Genomic DNA, 18002 nt, shown 5'->3' with positions numbered 1-18002 from the left:
CAGGCGACCCCGAGCGCGTCCGATCAGTTGCTACGCGTGAGTATGCAAAAGCGGTCAATGCTTAGGGCCGTTGGTATAACAGGGTCCTTTGCCGTGGCCTCGACCTGCCGCGCCTCGATCCGCTGAAGGATGCGCCAACCAGCGATGCCAGTGATTCCGATGCTGATGGCAGAGGTCATGGCACCTTCACTGGCGGCGGGCGTGGAGAAGCTGGTCTTCCTGCGGCAGAAGTTCGCGCAAGCGGCGCAGGGCAGGATAGATCGCGCCGTCCTCGACACTTGTCCGGGCATCCTGCAGGATCGCCTGCCCCGCCGCATCATCGAAGACCTGCGCAAGCTGCGTGATGGCCAGCAGCAACTGGCGCTTGCCCTCGGCCGGCTGAGCGTCGCCGGACAGGATCAGCTGCGCGATATAGCAGGCACGGCCGGCCGGGGTATTCGCGCGATCGGGATGGATCGCATCCTTCAGGCGCAGGACATGTGCATTTGGCGTACGGATCGCGATCTTGGACCGGCGATCGCCGTTTTCAATGACGGCGCCATTGATCAGCACGCGTTCGTTCGGGGCAAGCTTCAGGACAAGGCCGCTCATGCCGAAGCCTCCTGGCGCAAGCCACGCATCACCGACATGTTGATGTCAATCAATGGGTCGATCTTTGCCTTGCCTGCCATCGCCAGATGCCCGTGGCGCAGCGAGAAGCTGGCGAGCGACAAAAGGCCCGCCCGGACCTCGTCCGGCAGCCCGTTTCCCGAGCTGGCAAGGTCGGCGGCCAGGATCGTCCACATCTGGTTGTTCTTGTGCACCGCCGCGATCAGGTCGCGGCCGTGGTTATCCTCGGCCGCTTGGCGCAGCATCCGCGTAACGCGAGAGAGGACTTCGTATTCGGCATCGCGCGGGGTGCGGAGGATGCTGCTGCCATAGCCATGCCCGGCAAAAGACGGAACCGCGTTCAAGGTGATCTTCCTGATCTGGGGGGTTCTGCGGGTTGCGGGGCGCCGGTCTGGCGCCCCTGCGTGTCATCGATCAGCGGAACAGGCTCATGATCGCCGAGGGTGCCTGGTTCGCGATCGACAGGGCTTGGATGCCCAACTGCTGCTGGGTCTGCAGCGCCTGGAGGCGGGCCGAGGCTTCCTCCATGTCCGCATCCACCAGCGAGCCGATGCCGACCTTGAGCGAATCCGCCAGGTTGCCCACGAACTTGGCCTGGTCGGTGATCCGCGCCGATGCCGCACCAAGGGTCGCCGACCCCGCGATTGCGATGTCAAGCAAGGTCTCGATCTGGCCCTTGGCGGTGACCGCACTTGCCTGATCGGTGATGGCATCAAGTGTTCCGCCGACGATGTCAGCCTCGTAGTCCAGCGAATTGACGACGATGGTGTTGGCGGTCGTGGTGCCCGTTCCCGAGGTCCGGTCCAGAGAGGCCAGCGTGGTGAAGGTCGCGCCGCCGTTGATCCCGTCGGTGCTGAGCAGGTTGACCCCGTTCATCTGCGTTCCGGACACGATCGAGGTGATGTTTGCCATCTTCTCGGTGATCTGGTTCTGAACGGTGGTGAAATCAAAGCCGTCGGTGCCGGCACTGGCTGCCAGGTTCTTCATGTCGGTCAGAAGTTTCACAACCTCGTCGGACCCCTTCAGAGCCGTCGTGACAGTCGCATTGGCGACGTTCAGGCTGCTTTGGATGGTCTTGGCTGCGGCCTGGTCGGTTTCCATGGTCTTGGAAATGGCCCACAGCGCGGCATTGTCCGAGGCGCTGGAAATGGTCTTGCCGGTCGAAATCTCCGACTGCGCCTTGTTCAGGTTGGAGTTCACGTTCTTCAGGGTCTGCAGGGCGACGATGGCGCCGTTGTTGGTCAGAATACTGGACATCTTATCCTCGAATATAAGGGATGCTTTGCATCCGCGATTGTGACGGTTGGCCTTCTGACCCTGGGCTTTTGTCCCTGTGCCGCTTTCGGCATGACCGCAGTCCTAGCAGCCGGTGATTTACGGATAATGAATTTGCGCGCAGCCTCCAAACATTGAACACAAAGGATTTTAGCTAAAACCGCTGCGGCATTGCGGCGCTTGTCGGCGTCTGCCGGCGACGCCCCGCTTGGTCATAGGTTTGCAGGGTCCGCGCGTTTTGCAGGATGTCCCTGATCTGGTCGATGGCGCGTTGTGTTCCGCGCGCCGAATCCTCGGCCAGACGGCGCAGATGCAGCAGGGTCTGCTCGATCTGGGGCCTAGCATCCAGGTTCAGGCGGTCGCGCTCGAATCGCTTGGCCAGTGCCTCGATCCGGGCAAGGGCAAGCGTGGCATCGCCGGAAATGATGGCCTGCTGGATGCCGTCCAGCATCGCCTTGTGCCTTGTTTTCATTGCAGCCCCATCCGTTTGCCAAAGCCGAGGTCGATCTGCGCGGCCATGACGGCGGCATATTCCTGGGTCAGGAAACTGCCGAACTGGTCCTCGCCAATGCCGCCCCCGAAGGCGCCATCGGCCGATTTCGGGCCACAATATTTCAACATTTCTTCAAGGAATGCCTGTTCCAGTTTTTCCGCCGCCGGTGGCGTGGATTTCTCTGTCGGTGGTGGCACCTGAATTTGGCTGACGTGCATGATCTTTCCCGATTTGCGAGGTTTCTTCGGAATTAGCGCCTTGCGGTAAATAAATCGTAAGGAGTCATGCCTATCCCTTTCCTGGTAATGGTTCGGGAATCGCCAGATGGCAGAGTGTATTGTTTTACCCGTCGTGACTTTCATGCAGCCGGTGGCGCTTGCCGAACCGGCAGCCGAGGGCGAGCAGGTGGCCGCCTGCTTCACCCTTGAAGATGCGCCGCCCGAGGAGGCGGCCGAGCTGGCCGAGGCCAAGGGGGACCCCGCGGCCCCCACACCCGATCCGCTGCAGATGCTGATCGAGGATCTGTCAGGCATTACCGGCGCCCTGCGCGAGACAGGCCTGCCGCCCGATGATGCCGCAGTGGCCGAGGCAGAGGTTATGCCTGAAAGGACGCGGGCAACCCTTTTGCCGGCGCCCCTGGAGGTCCCCTCACTGGATACGCCCTCGACCGACATGGCGCCGATCGAGCCGCCCCTCGCGGACGCAGATGTGGCCAAGGTAGAACCGCTTCTGTCCGATCCGGCTGCCCCGCCGGTCGTGCCCGCTGCCCGTGACGAGGCTGTGGCCCATGCGCCGGCCGAGACGGCAGCCGAGCCACGCCCGGCCAAGCTTGCCATCGTCCCTGCCGCGCGCCAGATCGCCGAGGCGGTGGTCACGGCGCGCGACGATGTTGTCGAGATCGCGCTTTCGCCCGAGGAACTGGGCCGGGTCCGCATGGTTCTGTCGGGCCCCGATCACAGCCCGCATGTCGTCGTCTGGGCCGAACGGCCCGAGATCCTGGACCAGTTGCGCCGCAACGCGGCCATTCTGCAGGAATTCCTGGGCGATGCGGGGATGCCCGATGCCTCTTTCGAATTCCAGGGCGATATCCCTTCCGATTCGCGTGGCGGCCATCCGATGACGGCAGCCTCCGACCGCCCGGCCTTGGCCGCAGCAGTGCCCGTTCAATCCGTTCCAGTCGCCTGGACGCCGATGGCGATCCCGGCGCGACTGGATATCCGCATCTGAAAGGAAGATCCGTTGGTTTCCGCAATTGCCAGCTCGACCGCCGCAACGACCGCGGCCACGACCATCGCATCCGGCGCGGGTTCGGCCGGTTCGACGAATTACGACACCTTTCTGAGGATGCTGACCACGCAGCTTCGGAACCAGGATCCGCTGAACCCGATGGAGGGGACGGATTTCGCGGTCCAACTCGCGACCTTCTCGGGGGTCGAACAGCAGGCCCAGACAAACATGCTGCTGGAGCACATGATCGTGCAATCGGGAAGCAACCTGGGGCAACTGTCGGACTGGATCGGCAAAGAGGTCCGCACGACCGAGCCGGTCTGGTTCGGGGACGAGGCGCTGACGCTGGATATCAAGCCCGACAGCCGCGCCGACAGTGTCACGCTGGTGGTGCTGAACGAATCAGGCCGGGAGGTATCGCGCGAGGACATCGGGCCGGGCGAGGGCCAGATCGACTGGCTTGGCCGCGACGAGGCGGGCGAGAAGCTGGCCAACGGGCGCTATTCCTTCGTGATCGAAAGCAGCCGGGCGGGCGAGGTGATCTCGGAAGACGCGGTTGGTGCCTATGTCCGCGTCACCGAGGCCCAGATCGGCGCCCGGGGGATCGAGTTGATCTTCGAAGGCGGCGGATCGGCCCTGGCCAGCGAGATCGAGGCGTTGCGCGAGCCAAGCTAAAGCTGCGGCAGGAAGCTGCCGCGCATGGCCAGGGTTTCGTCGCGGATCCGGGCGGTCGCCGCGCTCATCTCGCGGTCGGCGCGGCGCAGCAGGTACCAGCTGCGCTGGATCGGCAGGCCGATGCCGCGCAAGGCAATCAGGCGGCCGCTGCGCAATTCCTCGGTCACGGTGTGCTGAGAGATCAGCGCCACGCCAAGGCCCGCGATCACCGCCTGCTTGATGGTCTCGTTGGTGCCCATCTCGACAGCGCGCCATGTCGCGCCCTCGCCGATGCGGTCCAGGAAACGGGTCATCAGGATCCGCGTGCCCGACCCTTCCTCGCGCGACAGGAAGGTCTGGGCCAGAAGGTCGCCCGGCATCACCGGGTCGGCATCGGCCAAGGGGTGATCGGGCGCCGCGATGATGATATGGGGATGGGGGCCGACCGGGTCGGCAATGACGGCAGGTTCCCGCGGCGGGCGTCCCATGATCGCCAGATCAAGGTCGTCGCCGGCCAGCGCCGCCAGCACCGCATCGCGGTTGCCGATGCGCAGCGTCACCTCGATATCGGGCAAAAGTCGCAAGAGCCTCGCAACCAGGCCGGGGGCGAAATACTTGCCGGTCGAGACCACGCCCAGCACCACATTGCCGACATGGCCTTGCTGAAGCGCGCCGATCTCGCGACCCGCGCGGGAAAGGGCGGTGGCGATCTGCGCTTCGGCCAGAAGCAGGGCCTCGCCTTCGCGGGTGGGACGAAAGGCGCCATGCTCACCTCGCAGGACCAGCGGGCAGCCGGCCAGATCCTCCAGCCCGCGAAGCTGGCTGTGGATGGCGGGCGCGGTCAGGCCCAGCAGGCCTGCGGCACCGGTCAGGCTGCCGCTGCCCGCGACCGCCCGCAGGCAGCGCAACTGGCGCAGGCTGATCCCGTCAAGTTTCATCTTCACCAGTATCTAATCCGACTTCCAGATTATTAAATTTCCTTGAAAACTCCCGGCTGTCAACCTCCTCCCATCAGACGCCAAGGGAGGGGCCGATGACGACGCCCAGCATCGACACCACGCATATACCGCCGCGGTTCCGGTCATTGATGCTGGCCCTGGCACGCGGCGGCGCGACCCTGGCAGGCGTCATCCAGCGCGGCGATGGCAGCCTGTCGGCCGAGGTCGGCACGAACAGCGACGGGGACGGGCAGAAGCGGCTGGATGTCCAGGCCGACGCCCTGTTCCGCGATGCCCTGCGCGATGCCGGGTTGCGGTGGTATGCCAGCGAGGAACAACCCGCCCCCTTGGCCATGCAGCCCGGCGGAGCCTTCGCCCTGGCCATCGACCCGCTGGACGGATCGTCGAACGTCGACACCAACGTGTCCATCGGCACGATCTTCGCCGTCTATCCGGCCGAGGACGGAGCCGAGGCCAGCTTCCTGCGTCCGGCCCGTGACCTGATCGCCGGGGGATACATCATCTATGGCCCGCGCTGCTGTCTTGTGGTCAGCTTCGGCCAGGGCACGCAGCTTTATACGCTGAACCCCGACACGGACAGCTTCGATCTGACCACGCCGCGCGTGCAGATGCCCGACTGTTTCTTCGAATTCGCCATCAACGCCTCGAACTATCGCCACTGGCCGCGCCCGATCCGCGCCTATATCGACGACTGCCTGGCCGGCATCGACGGCCCGCGCGAGCGCAACTTCAACATGCGCTGGATCGCGTCCCTGGTGGCCGAGGCGCATCGGATCCTGATGCGGGGCGGAATCTTCCTTTACCCCTCGGACGCCCGGAAGGGCTACGACAAGGGCCGGCTGCGAATGCTCTATGAATGCGCGCCCATCGCCTTTGTCATCGAGCAGGCGGGCGGGCGGGCGACAGACGGCGCGCTGCCGATCCTGGACGCCGCCATCACCGACCTGCACGGGCGCACGCCGCTGGTCTTCGGATCGGCCGAAAAGGTCGATCGCGTGGCCGCCTATCACGACCTTCCCGATGCCGAGGTCTCGGCGCTGTTCGGCAATCGCGGCCTGTTCCGGGCCTGAGGATCCTCATGAGCAAGAAGCACCCCATCATCTCGGTCACAGGCAGTTCCGGCGCGGGCACGACCACGGTCAAGACGACCTTCGACCAGATTTTCCGTCGCGAAGGGATCAAGGCCGTCAGCATCGAGGGTGACGCCTTCCACCGCTTCGACCGGCAGGCGATGAAGGATGAACTGGCCCGCCGTCAGGCCGCGGGCGACCAGACCTTCAGCCATTTCAGCTTCGATGCCAACGAGTTGGAGAAGCTGGAGGACATCTTCCGCGTCTATGGAGAGACCGGCCGGGGCGAGACGCGCCATTACGTCCATGACGACAAGGAGGCCGGGAAATGGGGAACCGCCCCCGGCACCTTCACCGACTGGGCACCGTTCGAGGAAGGGTCCGACCTTCTGTTCTACGAAGGGCTGCACGGCGCGGTTGTCAATGACAGGGTCAACCTGGCGACGCTGGCGGATCTGAAGATCGGCGTGGTTCCGGTCATCAATCTGGAATGGATCCAGAAGATCCACCGCGACAAGGCCAGCCGGGGCTATTCGACCGAGGCCGTGACCGATGTGATCCTGCGCCGGATGCACGCCTATGTGCATTGCATCTGCCCGCAATTCACCCAGACCGACATCAACTTCCAGCGGGTGCCGGTGGTCGATACCTCGAACCCCTTCATCGCGCGCTGGATCCCCACGGCCGACGAAAGCCTGGTGGTGATCCGCTTCCGCAACCCGCGCGGCATCGACTTCTCCTACCTGACCCAGATGATCGCCGGGTCCTGGATGACGCGGGCCAATTCCATCGTGATCCCGGGGCCGAAGACCGACCTCGCCATGCAGCTGATCCTGACGCCGATGATCCTGCGTCTGATCGACGACGCCAAGCGCGCCTGAGGGGGACATGCCATGAACCAGATGACCCGCATCGACCCCGCCCTTGAGACGAAGATGGCCAATGCCATCCGCGCCCTGGCGATGGACGCGGTCGAGGCCGCGAAATCCGGCCATCCCGGCGCGCCGATGGGCATGGCCGACGTGGCTACCGTGCTGTTCAACCGTTTCATGCGGGTGGATCCTTCGGATCACGCATGGCCCGACCGCGACCGCTTCGTGATGTCGGCGGGGCATGGGTCGATGCTGGTCTATGCCATCCACCACCTGCTGGGCTATGACGACATGGGCATGGACCAGGTCCGCGCCTTCCGGCAGATGGGGTCGCGCACGGCGGGCCATCCCGAATACGGCCATGCCAAGGGGATCGAGGTCACGACCGGTCCCCTGGGCCAGGGCATCACCACCGCCGTCGGCATGGCCCTGGCCGAGCGCATGGCCCATGCCCGCTGGCCCGATCTGACGGACCATTGGACCTATGTGATCGCGGGCGACGGCTGCCTGATGGAGGGGATCAGCCACGAGGCGATCGACCTTGCGGGCCATCTGCGGCTTGGCCGGCTGATCGTGCTCTGGGATGACAACGGCATCACCATCGACGGCGGAACGGACCTGTCTACCAGCACCGACCAGCAGGCGCGCTTTGCCGCCGCGGGCTGGCATGTGCAGGCCGTGAACGGCCATGACCGCGAGGCTGTCGCCGCTGCCATCGAGGCCGCGCGGGCCGACGACCGCCCCTCGATGATCGCCTGCCGGACCGTCATCGGCTTTGGCGCGCCGAACAAGCAGGGCGGGCATGACGTGCATGGCGCACCGCTGGGGGCGGATGAGATCGCCGCCGCGCGCAAGCAGCTGGACTGGCCGCATGACCCCTTCACCCTGCCCGAGGATGTGACCGCCGCCTGGGCCGCGATTGCCGCGCGCGGCGCGCAGGCCCGGGCAAGCTGGGCGGCACGGCTGGAATCCTCCGCCAACCGTGCCGCCTTTCTTGCCGCCCAGCGCGCGCCCGACGCGCAGGCCTTGCGAAAGGCGATTGCCGAATACTGCCAAAGGCTTACCCAGGCTCGCCCGAAGGTCGCAACCCGCAAGGCCAGCGAGATGGCGCTGGAGGTCGTCAACGCTACCCTGCCCCAGACCATTGGCGGAAGCGCGGACCTGACCGGGTCGAACCTGACCCGCAGCAAGGGAATGCAATCGATCAGGCCGCGCGACTACGCGGGCCGCTATGTCCACTATGGCATCCGCGAGCATGCGATGGCTGCGGTGATGAACGGCATCGCGCTGCATGGGGGTTTCATCCCCTATGGCGGGACGTTCCTTGCATTCGCCGATTATTCACGCCCTGCGATCCGGCTGGGCGCGCTGATGGGGGTGCCGGTCGTCCATGTCATGACCCATGACAGCATCGGGCTGGGAGAGGACGGCCCGACCCACCAGCCGGTCGAGCATCTGGCATCCCTGCGGGCCATCCCGAACCTGCAGGTCTTCCGCCCCGCCGACGCGGTGGAAACCGCCGAGGCCTGGGAAATCGCGCTGACCAGCCAGGGCCCTTCTGTCCTGGCCCTGTCGCGGCAGAACCTGCCCGCCCTTCGGGTCGAGGATGAGGACACCAACCGCTCGCGCCGGGGCGCCTATGTCCTGCGCGCCACGCCCACCTCCCGCGACGTGACCCTGATCGCCACCGGCTCCGAGGTCGAGATCGCCCTGGCCGCCGCCGACCTGCTCAGGGCCGACCGGATCAGTGCCGCCGTCGTCTCGGCCCCCTGCTTCGAGCTGTTCGCCCGGCAGGACCGCGCCTATCGGCAGGGCGTGTTGTGCGACGCCCCCCGCATCGGGATCGAGGCCGCGATCCGCCAAGGTTGGGAGCTGTTCCTGCGCCCCGAGGACGGCTTCGTCGGAATGACGGGCTTTGGCGCATCCGCCCCCGCCCCCGCGCTCTACGCCCACTTCGGCATCACGCCACAGGCCGTCGCGGCCCTGGCCAAGCAGCTTATCAAGGGAGAGGACGAATGGCGCTGATCACGCTGAGACAGCTTCTGGACCACGCCGCCGAGCAGGGCTACGGCGTGCCCGCCTTCAACATCAACAACATGGAACAGGGCCTGGCGATCCTGAAGGCGGCGGCGGCGGTGGATGCCCCGGTGATCCTGCAGGCCAGCCGCGGCGCGCGCTCCTATGCCGGCGACATCATGCTGCGCCGCATGGTCGAGGCCCTGGCCGAGATGAACCCGAACGTCCCGATCTGCCTGCACCAGGATCACGGCAACAACCTGGCGACCTGCATGTCCGCAATCCGGCACGGCTTTACCAGCGTGATGATGGACGGGTCGCTGCACGAGGACATGAGGACGCCCGCCGACTACGACTACAACGTCGCGGTGACGTCCAAGGTAGCCGAGGCAGCGCATGCGGTCGGGGCGTCCGTGGAAGGCGAGTTGGGGGTGCTGGGGTCGCTGGAAACCGGCGAGGCCGCAGCCGAGGACGGATCGGGCGCGGAAGGCAAGCTGGACCACAGCCAGCTTCTGACCGACCCGGACCAGGCCGTCGATTTCGTGCTGCGCACCCGATGCGATGCCCTGGCGATCGCCTGCGGCACCTCGCACGGCGCCTACAAGTTCACCCGCAAGCCCGATGGCGAGATCCTGGCGATGCATGTGATCCAGGCGATCCACGACCGCCTGCCCGGCACGCATCTGGTGATGCACGGATCAAGCTCGGTGCCGCAGCATCTGCAGGATCTCATCAACGAGGCGGGCGGGCAGATGCCCCAGACATACGGCGTTCCGGTGGAAGAAATCCAGCGCGGCATCCGCATGGGCGTGCGCAAGGTCAATATCGACACCGACTGCCGCATGGCCATGACCGGGCATTTCCGCAAGGTCGCCCGCGAGTGCCCGGACGAATTCGACCCCCGCAAGTTCATGATCCCCGCGATGGAGGAGCTGACGGCGCTCTGCCGCGACCGGTTCGAACGCTTCGGCACGGCGGGGCAGGCCCACAGGATCAAGGTCATCGCGATGGACGAGATGGCCAAACGCTATGCGTCGGGGGCTTTGGACCCGGCCATCACCGGCGCGAAAGCCGCCTGAGAGGAGGAAAGACCATGAACGACATGTCGTCGAACCAGACCATCGCCGATGGCAAGAAGCGCTATTCCGCGGGCGTGCTGAAATACGCGCAGATGGGTTACTGGGAACCCGACTACACGCCAAAGGACACCGACGTGATCGCGCTGTTCCGCATCACGCCGCAGGACGGGGTGGATGCCGTCGAAGCCGCGGCGGCGGTGGCGGGCGAAAGCTCGACCGCGACCTGGACCGTGGTCTGGACCGACCGCCTGACGGCCTGCGACAAGTATCGCGCCAAGGCTTATCGCGTGGACCCGGTCCCGAACTCCTCGGGCGAATACTTCGCCTATATCGCCTATGACCTCGACCTGTTCGAAGGCGGCAGCATCGCCAACCTGACCGCGTCGATCATCGGCAATGTCTTCGGCTTCAAGCCCCTCAAGGCCCTGCGGCTTGAGGACATGCGCCTGCCCGTGGCCTATGTGAAGACCTTCCAGGGACCGGCCACTGGCATCGTCGTCGAACGCGAGCGGCTGAACGTTTATGGCCGCCCGCTACTGGGCGCCACGGTCAAGCCCAAGCTGGGCCTGTCGGGCCGCAACTATGGCCGCGTGGTCTATGAGGCGCTGAAGGGGGGTCTCGATTTCACCAAGGACGATGAGAACATCAACAGCCAGCCCTTCATGCATTGGCGCGACCGGTTCCTGTATTGCATGGAGGCGGTGAACCGCGCCTCGGCGGCGACCGGAGAGGTGAAGGGCACCTACCTCAACGTCACCGCCGGCACGATGGAGCAGATGTACGAACGCGCCAATTTCGCCAAGGAGCTGGGCAGCGTGATCGTGATGATCGACCTTGTCATCGGCTATACCGCGATCCAGTCGATGGCGAAATGGGCGCGGGACAACGACATGATCCTGCACCTGCACCGCGCGGGCCATTCGACCTATACCCGGCAGCGCAGCCACGGCGTCAGCTTCCGCGTCATTGCCAAGTGGATGCGGCTGGCCGGGGTCGATCACCTGCATGCGGGCACCGTCGTCGGCAAGCTGGAAGGCGATCCGGCCACGACCAAGGGCTATTACGACATCTTCCGCGAGGAGCGGAATCCGATGGCGCTGGAGAACGGCATCTTCTTCGACCAGGACTGGGCGTCGCTCAACAAGATGATGCCGGTCGCCTCGGGCGGGATCCATGCGGGCCAGATGCACCAGCTTCTGACCTATCTGGGCGAGGATGTGGTGCTGCAGTTCGGCGGCGGCACCATCGGCCACCCGCACGGCATCCAGGCGGGCGCGACCGCGAACCGCGTGGCGCTGGAGGCGATGGTCTTCGCCCGCAACGCCGGCCGCGACATCTGGAACGAGGGCGAGGACATCCTGCGCGACGCGGCCAAGACCTGCACGCCGCTGAAGCAGGCGCTGGATGTGTGGAAGGACGTCAGCTTCAACTATGCCTCGACCGACGCGCCCGATTTCGCGCCCACGCCCGAAGTCTCGATGTGACCCGCAGGGTGCGTGCGTCGCACGCACCGCCCCCGCCACGAAAGGACCATGCCATGAAACTGCGCCAAGGACAGTTCAGCTTTCTTCCCGATCTTTCGGATGACGACATTCGCGTGCAGGCCCAATACGCCATCGACAATGGTTGGGCCGTGTCCGTGGAATACTCTGACGACCCGCATCCCCGAAACACCTATTGGGAAATGTGGGGGCATCCGATGTTCGACAACCCGGATGCCGCCGCCGTCGTCTTCGAGGTCAACGAATGCCGCAAGGAACACGGCGGCAAGTACATCCGCGTCATCGCCTTCGATGCCTCTCCCGGATGGGAATCCATCCGCATGAGCTTCATCGTCAACCGCCCCGCGACCGAGCCCGGCTTCCGCCTGGTCCGGCAGGAAGGCGAGGGCCGCGTGGTCCGCTACACGATCGAAAGCTATGCCACGCGCGAACCCGAAGGGCAGCGCTACGCCTGAGGGTCCGGACCGGGCGGCACCCCCCTGCCGCCCGGTTCCTTCATGCCACCTGCCGGAAAGGCCGATCATGACCGAAGATGCCGATACCGACGCCCCGACGCGCCCGACCCATGTCGATCTGGCCCAGTCCTTCCAGGAAAGCGGCGTCAGGGACGTGCTGCGGGAACTGGACGAAACCCTGATCGGGCTGGAACCCGTCAAGTCCCGCATCCGCGAAACCGCCGCCCTGCTGCTGGTGGACAAGGCCCGCCGCCAGATGGGACTGGCCACGGAAACGCCGACGCTGCACATGTCCTTCACCGGCAATCCCGGCACCGGCAAGACCACGGTCGCGCTGAAGATGGCCGACCTGCTGCACCGCCTGGGTTACGTCCGCAAGGGCCACCTGGTCACCGTCACTCGCGACGACCTGGTCGGCCAGTATATCGGCCACACCGCCCCCAAGACCAAGGAAGTGCTGAAGAAGGCCATGGGCGGCGTGCTGTTCATCGACGAGGCCTATTATCTCTACCGCCCGGAGAATGAGCGCGACTATGGCCAGGAGGCCATCGAGATCCTGCTTCAGGTGATGGAGAACAACCGTGACGACCTGGTGGTGATCCTGGCGGGCTATGCCGACCGGATGGACCGCTTCTTCGCCTCGAACCCGGGCTTTAGGTCGCGCATCGCCCATCACATCGAGTTTCCGGACTATACGAACGGGGAACTGCTGCATATCTCCGAACGGATGCTGGCCGCGCAGAATTACCGCCTCGACGACGGCGCACGGGTGGCCATGGCCGAATACATCGGCGCGCGGCGGGGCCAGCCCCATTTCGCCAATGCCCGATCCGTCAGGAATGCGCTGGACCGCGCCCGGCTGCGCCAGGCGAACCGGCTGTTCAACGAGGCGAAAGGCCCGCTGGACGCCGACACGCTGTCCACCATCACGGAACCCGACCTGCGCGCCAGCCGTGTCTTCCAGGGCGGCCTTGCGGTGGACAGGCTTGACGGGGATCGCAGGACCGGGCAGGCGATGAGCCAAGCCGCCGAATAGGGAAACCGTTTATGACCTTCGACCGCAGCATCAAGATCGCCCCCTCGATCCTGTCCGCCGACTTCGCCGATTTCGGGCGCGAGATCCGCGCCATCGAGGATCAGGGCGCGGACTGGGTCCATGTGGATGTGATGGACGGGCATTTCGTGCCGAACCTGACCTTCGGCCCGCCCGCCGTGAAGGCCTTCCGCCCGCATGTCAGGACCTTCATGGACGTCCACCTGATGATCGCGCCGGTGGACCCCTATATCGAGGCCTATGCCGAGGCCGGGGCCGACATGATCACCGCCCATGTCGAGGCGGGGCCGCATCCGCACCGCACCCTGCAGGCGATCCGCGCCACCGGGAAGAAGGCGGGCATCGCGCTGAACCCCGGCACGCCGGTCGAGGCGGTCGAATACCTCCTGGATCTGGCCGACATGGTGCTGGTGATGACCGTGAACCCCGGCTTCGGCGGGCAGAAGTTCATCCACAGCCAGGTGGACAAGATCGCCCGCCTGCGCGGCATGATCGGCGACCGGCCCATCCATATCCAGGTGGATGGCGGCGTTGACACGAAGACCGCGCCTGTCGTGGCCAAGGCCGGGGCGGATGTGCTGGTCGCGGGATCGGCGGTCTTCAAGGGCGGCTCGGTCGGCCAGCCGCAGGTTTATGGGCAGAACATCCGCACGATCCGCGAGGCGGCTCGGGGGCTTGCCCAAGCGGTTTGACAAACCGCCCTGCCCGCGCTTCCCTGCGGCGCAGGACAACAAGGGGACGGATGATGGATCTGGGGATCAGGGGAAAGCGGGGGCTGGTTTGCGCGGCCTCTAAGGGATTGGGCCGTGGCTGCGCCGAGGCGCTGGCCGAGGCGGGCGTGGACCTGGTCATCAACAGCCGGACCGAGGCCGAGATCACCCGGACGGCCGAGGAGATCGCCGCGAAGTACGGCACCTCCGTCACCCCCGTGGCCGCCGACATCACCACCGAGGAAGGCCGCGCCAAGGTGCTGGAGGCGGTCGGCCAGGCCGACATCCTGGTGACCAATGCGGGCGGCCCGCCCCCCGGCGACTGGCGCGACTGGAGCCGTGACGACTTCATCAAGGCCATCGACGCCAACATGCTGTCGGCCATCGCGCTGATGCAGGCCCTGGTCCCCGGCATGATGGATCGGGGTTGGGGCCGGGTGGTCAACATCACCTCTCAATCGGTGAAATCCCCGTTGTCGGTGCTGGGCCTGTCGAACACGGCGCGGACGGGGCTGACCGGCTTTGTCGCGGGCATGTCGCGGCAGGTGGCGGGGCACGGGGTCTGCGTGAACAACATTCTGCCCGGCATCCATGCGACCGACCGGGCCGACAGCCTGGACAAGGGCGTCAGCGACAAGCAGGGCATCAGCCTGGAGGAAGCACGGCGCCAGCGGCAGGCGGGAATCCCGACCGGCACCTATGGCACGCCCGAGGATTTCGGCGCGACCTGCGCCTTCCTGTGCAGCCGGCAGGCCAGGTTCATCGTCGGCCAGAACATCCTGCTGGATGGCGGCGCGCTGAACGCGACGCTCTAGGCGGGCTGGCCGGTCGCCAGGCGATAGTCGCGCAGGATGGCCGAAAGCTGGTCGCGCCGCGCCTGGCGTTCGGCCAGCAGCACGCACAGGCCGCGGGCGTGGGACGACATCTGTTGGCAGGCATCGGGATTGGCCCGCGCCCAGGCCAGCCTTTCGGCCAGGTCGCCCGCGCCGGGACGCAGGGGGATGTAGTGCCGCCATGGCTGGACGACCCCCCGCGCGAAGGTTTCCCAGCCGTCCTCCTCCAGCAGCACGACCGAGTTGCTGTTCATCAGCGGCAGAAGGTCCTCGGCCCCCGATGTCGCGCCGAGGCAGATCAGATAGCGGTGCGACAGCAGGAAATCGTCGCCGCTGCGGGTCGCCGCCAGATGCGACAGCCCCGCCCGCTCCAGCGCCCTTGCGCCGCGCGCATCGGGGGTCAGCGCCGCATCGACGTCGGGCGATCCCTGGTGCTCCAGGGCAAGCGCTACGCGGGTGGACGCGCGCAGATCGGGTCCGGCGCGCAGGTCGCCCGCCAGCAGGTCGGCCACGGCCTGATGCACGGGGCGGCGGGGCTGGCCGTCCGGGCCGGGCACATGGCCCGACAGGTCGCCCCGCCAGACGGCGCGGTCCAGCTTCTGCGGGAAATGCGGGTCGATGCGGTCGGGGCGGCCCAGATGGCCGTCATTGCCCAGCCGGTGGATCCAGGGCATCGGCCACAGGAAGACATTGGCCGCCCCCCGGCGGCGACAACAGGCCAGGACCGGGCCGGTCTGCCCGCCCGCATATCCCGGCTGCATGTCGATGTGATAAACTCCATGCTCCGCCACTTGGGCGATGTCGTTGGCCGTCGTGGCGATCCGCAGCAGCTGCGGCATCGCGGCATGCGCGTAGAAGAACCCGTCCGGCGCACGGCGCAGCGGCATGATTTCGCCCCGCCTGTCGCGGACCTCGCCCTTGTCCAGATCGACCACGGCCTGGTGGCCGGACCCGCCGGAATGATCCGCCGGGATGATCCGAGCGGGACGGGCGGCGCTGACGATGCCTGCGTTGATCCGGTTGCGGTCCTCTTGCGCGCCGCAGGTCGCCGGGGGCGCGGTCAGCATCCGCGACAACTGGGCCAGATAGCCCTCGCGCCGTGACCTGACCCCGGCGCCGGGCCGAGGCGGACATTCCTTCAGGTCGAACCAGGGGGCCAGGGCATCGCGGTAATCGCCGGGACTGGCCTGGTCGATGTCGATCTCGATGAACTCGGCCCGGTTCGCGAAATAGGCGCGGCAGGCGGCCAGATGCGCCTCCCATTCCGCCGCCCAGAGATCGGCCAGATCGCCGACCGCCACGCCCCGGATCTGGGCGACTGCCCGGGCATAGCTGCCCCCCCGGTGCATGTAGCGGCTGATGACCCAGTCCTCGATCCGGCGGGTGTTCAGCAGGAAGACCGCGCCGGGATAGCTTTCATCCAGGAAGCGGTATTCCTTGAAGGCCTCGATGACGGGCATGTTCAGGTAGCGCACCGATTCCATGTCGGTAAAGGCGACCGCCGTGTCGGCCCAGGGCTGCAAGGGCCTGACGCCCGCCAGCTTCGACCAGGCGATGTCCTCGGCCAGGGCGCCCTCGGCCCAGTGGACCGCCGGATAGCCGTTCATCTGAAACAGCCTGGCGATGAAGGTCGTGCCGCATTTGTTGTAGCCGATCTGAAAGAATTTCCGCGACACGTCCCGCCTCATGATGATGCGCGGACCCTGCGGGCGCGCGGCGCTGCTGTCAATTGCGGCAGGGCCGCAAGGGCGCGGCCGGCGCGCGCGCCAGTTAAGACAAAAGGCTTGCCTTGCCGCCGCCGCCCGGCTAGCTCTCATCCATCGGAATTCGGGAGAAGCCGGCCCTCGCGCCGGTGCCGAAGGAGCAGCCGCCCCGGCGAACTCTCAGGCAGAAGGACCGTTTTCCGCCAGAAACTCTGGAGAGTGGCCGAAAGGCCCGCCGAAGGGATAACGATCTCAGGCGCCCCGGTCGGGGCAGGGACAGAGGGGGCATCGTTTCGGGCATCCGCCCGCCAATCGATGCCGGCTGTCCGGCTGTTTGAAGGAGGTCAGATGACCGACGATCCGCGCCGGACCGAGTTGCAAAGAACCGCGCTTCACGATCTTCACCTTTCCCTTGGCGCCCGCATGGTGCCCTTCGCGGGGTGGGAGATGCCGGTCCAGTATCCCATGGGGGTCATGGCCGAACATCTGCATACCCGCGCGCATGCCGGGCTGTTCGATGTCAGCCACATGGGCCAGGTCCTGGTCACGCCCCGCGACGGGCAGATGGAAACCGCCGCGCTGGCCCTGGAAAGCCTGATCCCCGCCGATGTGCTGGGCCTGGCACCGGGGCGGCAGCGCTACGGGCTGTTCACGAACCCCCAGGGTGGGATCCTGGACGACCTGATGTTCGCCAACCGGGGCGATCACTTCCTGCTGGTGGTCAATGCCGCCTGCGCGCACCAGGACATCGCGCATCTGCAAGGCCTGGACGAGGTAACGGTCACGCCCGTCACCGACCGCGGGCTTCTGGCCCTGCAAGGCCCGCAGGCCGCCGATGTGCTGGCGCGTCTGGTGCCCGCCGCCGCCGACATGCGCTTCATGGACAGCCGGATACTCGACTGGAACGGGATCGAGTTGTGGGTTTCGCGGTCGGGCTATACGGGCGAGGACGGGTTCGAGATCTCGGTTCCTGTGGCTGACCTGCGGCGCTTCGCGCAGGCCCTGCTGGACCAGCCCGAGGTGGCCGCCATCGGCCTTGGCGCCCGCGACAGCCTGCGGCTGGAGGCGGGAATGCCGCTCTACGGCCATGACATGGACAAGGACGTGACCCCCGCGCAGGCGGCGCTTCAATGGTCGATCCCCAAGGCCCGGCGGACGGGCGGGGCGCGTGCCGGCGGCTTTCCGGGCGCCGATGCGATCCTGGCGGAACTGGCCGATGGTGCGGCGGTTGTGCGGCGGGGCCTGCGTCCCGAGGGCCGCGCCCCGATCCGTGAGGGCGTGGCGATCTTCGCCGGGGCCGAGGGGGGCGAGGCCATCGGCCATGTTTCCTCGGGCGGCTTCGGGCCGTCGGTCGGCGCCCCGGTCGCCATGGCCCGCCTGCCTGCCGGTCTTCCCGATGGCGCAACCGTTCACGCCGAACTGCGCGGCAAGCGCATTCCGGTCGCCATAACCCCCCTGCCCTTCATCACCCCGTCCTACAAGCGCTGAGGA

Annotated in this window: 19 protein-coding genes and 1 riboswitch; of the genes, 12 read left to right on the top strand and 7 right to left on the bottom strand. The window is 66.4% G+C overall.

Features of this window, described 5'->3' with window-relative positions:
• Nucleotides 1-186: 186 nt before the first annotated feature.
• The 5 genes from flbT to OU682_RS10555 form a co-directional block, all read right to left on the bottom strand.
• Nucleotides 187-591 carry a flagellar biosynthesis repressor FlbT gene (gene flbT, locus OU682_RS10575; protein ID WP_268942072.1) on the bottom strand — a complete coding sequence of 135 codons (405 nt, stop codon included), beginning with the start codon at nucleotides 589-591 and terminating at the stop codon, nucleotides 187-189.
• A complete protein-coding gene (gene flaF, locus OU682_RS10570) occupies nucleotides 588-953 on the bottom strand; it encodes a flagellar biosynthesis regulator FlaF (RefSeq protein ID WP_268942071.1) in 366 nt (121 codons plus the stop codon). Before flaF ends, flbT begins: the two co-directional genes overlap by 4 nt.
• 70 nt (nucleotides 954-1023) lie before the next feature.
• On the bottom strand, nucleotides 1024-1866 hold the full coding sequence (locus OU682_RS10565; protein WP_268942070.1) for a flagellin N-terminal helical domain-containing protein: 843 nt from the start codon (nucleotides 1864-1866) through the stop codon (nucleotides 1024-1026).
• A gap of 172 nt (nucleotides 1867-2038) precedes the next feature.
• The gene (locus tag OU682_RS10560; RefSeq protein ID WP_268942069.1) at nucleotides 2039-2356 is read right to left on the bottom strand and encodes a hypothetical protein; all 318 of its coding nucleotides are present in this window, start codon (nucleotides 2354-2356) and stop codon (nucleotides 2039-2041) included.
• Nucleotides 2353-2595 (bottom strand): rod-binding protein, encoded by a 243-nt coding sequence (locus tag OU682_RS10555; protein WP_268942068.1) that lies wholly within the window; start codon nucleotides 2593-2595, stop codon nucleotides 2353-2355. Before OU682_RS10555 ends, OU682_RS10560 begins: the two co-directional genes overlap by 4 nt.
• 106 nt (nucleotides 2596-2701) lie before the next feature.
• On the opposite strand from OU682_RS10555, the gene fliK reads away from it, so the two are divergent.
• Together fliK and OU682_RS10545 are read left to right on the top strand one after the other, a co-directional pair.
• Nucleotides 2702-3604 (top strand): flagellar hook-length control protein FliK, encoded by a 903-nt coding sequence (gene fliK / locus OU682_RS10550; protein ID WP_268942067.1) that lies wholly within the window; start codon nucleotides 2702-2704, stop codon nucleotides 3602-3604.
• A gap of 12 nt (nucleotides 3605-3616) precedes the next feature.
• Complete coding sequence (locus tag OU682_RS10545; protein ID WP_268942066.1) at nucleotides 3617-4279, top strand: flagellar hook capping FlgD N-terminal domain-containing protein; 663 nt, start codon at nucleotides 3617-3619, stop codon at nucleotides 4277-4279.
• Here the strand turns inward: OU682_RS10545 and cbbR are convergent.
• Nucleotides 4276-5196, bottom strand: coding sequence for a LysR family regulator CbbR (gene cbbR / locus OU682_RS10540; RefSeq protein WP_268942082.1), 921 nt, complete (start codon nucleotides 5194-5196; stop codon nucleotides 4276-4278). The genes OU682_RS10545 and cbbR overlap by 4 nt on opposite strands.
• Nucleotides 5197-5291: 95 nt before the next feature.
• Between cbbR and OU682_RS10535 the strand changes: the two genes are divergently transcribed.
• From OU682_RS10535 to OU682_RS10495, 9 genes are all read left to right on the top strand, one after another.
• A complete protein-coding gene (locus OU682_RS10535; protein ID WP_268942065.1) occupies nucleotides 5292-6287 on the top strand; it encodes a class 1 fructose-bisphosphatase in 996 nt (331 codons plus the stop codon).
• An 8-nt stretch (nucleotides 6288-6295) separates the two neighbouring features.
• Entirely contained in the window at nucleotides 6296-7168 is an 873-nt protein-coding gene (locus OU682_RS10530; protein WP_268942064.1) for a phosphoribulokinase, read from the top strand.
• 21 nt (nucleotides 7169-7189) lie between these two features.
• Entirely contained in the window at nucleotides 7190-9184 is a 1995-nt protein-coding gene (gene tkt, locus OU682_RS10525; RefSeq protein ID WP_371832233.1) for a transketolase, read from the top strand.
• Nucleotides 9175-10254: a class II fructose-bisphosphate aldolase gene (gene fba, locus OU682_RS10520; RefSeq protein ID WP_268942062.1), complete on the top strand. Its 1080-nt coding sequence runs from the start codon at nucleotides 9175-9177 to the stop codon at nucleotides 10252-10254. Before tkt ends, fba begins: the two co-directional genes overlap by 10 nt.
• 23 nt (nucleotides 10255-10277) lie before the next feature.
• Entirely contained in the window at nucleotides 10278-11738 is a 1461-nt protein-coding gene (locus tag OU682_RS10515; RefSeq protein ID WP_268942081.1) for a form I ribulose bisphosphate carboxylase large subunit, read from the top strand.
• 53 nt (nucleotides 11739-11791) lie between these two features.
• The gene (locus tag OU682_RS10510; protein WP_268942061.1) at nucleotides 11792-12211 is read left to right on the top strand and encodes a ribulose bisphosphate carboxylase small subunit; all 420 of its coding nucleotides are present in this window, start codon (nucleotides 11792-11794) and stop codon (nucleotides 12209-12211) included.
• 67 nt (nucleotides 12212-12278) lie between these two features.
• Entirely contained in the window at nucleotides 12279-13247 is a 969-nt protein-coding gene (gene cbbX / locus OU682_RS10505; protein WP_268942059.1) for a CbbX protein, read from the top strand.
• Between the two features lie 11 nt (nucleotides 13248-13258).
• Nucleotides 13259-13957 carry a ribulose-phosphate 3-epimerase gene (rpe, locus tag OU682_RS10500; RefSeq protein WP_268942058.1) on the top strand — a complete coding sequence of 233 codons (699 nt, stop codon included), beginning with the start codon at nucleotides 13259-13261 and terminating at the stop codon, nucleotides 13955-13957.
• A 53-nt stretch (nucleotides 13958-14010) separates the two neighbouring features.
• Nucleotides 14011-14790 (top strand): SDR family oxidoreductase, encoded by a 780-nt coding sequence (locus OU682_RS10495; protein WP_268942057.1) that lies wholly within the window; start codon nucleotides 14011-14013, stop codon nucleotides 14788-14790.
• Here OU682_RS10495 and OU682_RS10490 read toward each other — a convergent pair.
• Nucleotides 14787-16484: a glycosyl transferase family 90 gene (locus OU682_RS10490; RefSeq protein WP_268942056.1), complete on the bottom strand. Its 1698-nt coding sequence runs from the start codon at nucleotides 16482-16484 to the stop codon at nucleotides 14787-14789. The genes OU682_RS10495 and OU682_RS10490 overlap by 4 nt on opposite strands.
• Nucleotides 16485-16626: 142 nt before the next feature.
• Nucleotides 16627-16717: riboswitch (glycine riboswitch) on the top strand.
• A 142-nt stretch (nucleotides 16718-16859) separates the two neighbouring features.
• Here OU682_RS10490 and gcvT point away from each other — a divergent pair.
• Nucleotides 16860-17999, top strand: coding sequence for a glycine cleavage system aminomethyltransferase GcvT (gene gcvT / locus OU682_RS10485; protein ID WP_268942055.1), 1140 nt, complete (start codon nucleotides 16860-16862; stop codon nucleotides 17997-17999).
• Nucleotides 18000-18002: the final 3 nt, after the last annotated feature.

This window comes from Paracoccus benzoatiresistens (genome assembly GCF_026913015.1).
GTDB classification, from domain to species: Bacteria; Pseudomonadota; Alphaproteobacteria; order Rhodobacterales; family Rhodobacteraceae; genus Paracoccus; species Paracoccus benzoatiresistens.
The sequence above is the reverse complement of the archived record's forward strand: the minus strand, read 5'-3'. Positions and strand labels throughout refer to the sequence as shown.

Coding starts and splice junctions, on each gene's coding strand:
- gcvT (WP_268942055.1), top strand. CDS start 16,860: ATGACCGACGATCCGCGCCGGACCGAGTTGCAAAGAACCGCGCTTCAC.
- flbT (WP_268942072.1), bottom strand. CDS start 591: ATGAGCGGCCTTGTCCTGAAGCTTGCCCCGAACGAACGCGTGCTGATC.
- fba (WP_268942062.1), top strand. CDS start 9,175: ATGGCGCTGATCACGCTGAGACAGCTTCTGGACCACGCCGCCGAGCAG.
- cbbR (WP_268942082.1), bottom strand. CDS start 5,196: ATGAAACTTGACGGGATCAGCCTGCGCCAGTTGCGCTGCCTGCGGGCG.
- OU682_RS10565 (WP_268942070.1), bottom strand. CDS start 1,866: ATGTCCAGTATTCTGACCAACAACGGCGCCATCGTCGCCCTGCAGACC.
- tkt (WP_371832233.1), top strand. CDS start 7,190: ATGACCCGCATCGACCCCGCCCTTGAGACGAAGATGGCCAATGCCATC.
- OU682_RS10515 (WP_268942081.1), top strand. CDS start 10,278: ATGTCGTCGAACCAGACCATCGCCGATGGCAAGAAGCGCTATTCCGCG.
- OU682_RS10560 (WP_268942069.1), bottom strand. CDS start 2,356: ATGAAAACAAGGCACAAGGCGATGCTGGACGGCATCCAGCAGGCCATC.
- OU682_RS10510 (WP_268942061.1), top strand. CDS start 11,792: ATGAAACTGCGCCAAGGACAGTTCAGCTTTCTTCCCGATCTTTCGGAT.
- cbbX (WP_268942059.1), top strand. CDS start 12,279: ATGACCGAAGATGCCGATACCGACGCCCCGACGCGCCCGACCCATGTC.
- OU682_RS10530 (WP_268942064.1), top strand. CDS start 6,296: ATGAGCAAGAAGCACCCCATCATCTCGGTCACAGGCAGTTCCGGCGCG.
- fliK (WP_268942067.1), top strand. CDS start 2,702: ATGGCAGAGTGTATTGTTTTACCCGTCGTGACTTTCATGCAGCCGGTG.
- OU682_RS10495 (WP_268942057.1), top strand. CDS start 14,011: ATGGATCTGGGGATCAGGGGAAAGCGGGGGCTGGTTTGCGCGGCCTCT.
- rpe (WP_268942058.1), top strand. CDS start 13,259: ATGACCTTCGACCGCAGCATCAAGATCGCCCCCTCGATCCTGTCCGCC.
- OU682_RS10535 (WP_268942065.1), top strand. CDS start 5,292: ATGACGACGCCCAGCATCGACACCACGCATATACCGCCGCGGTTCCGG.
- OU682_RS10555 (WP_268942068.1), bottom strand. CDS start 2,595: ATGCACGTCAGCCAAATTCAGGTGCCACCACCGACAGAGAAATCCACG.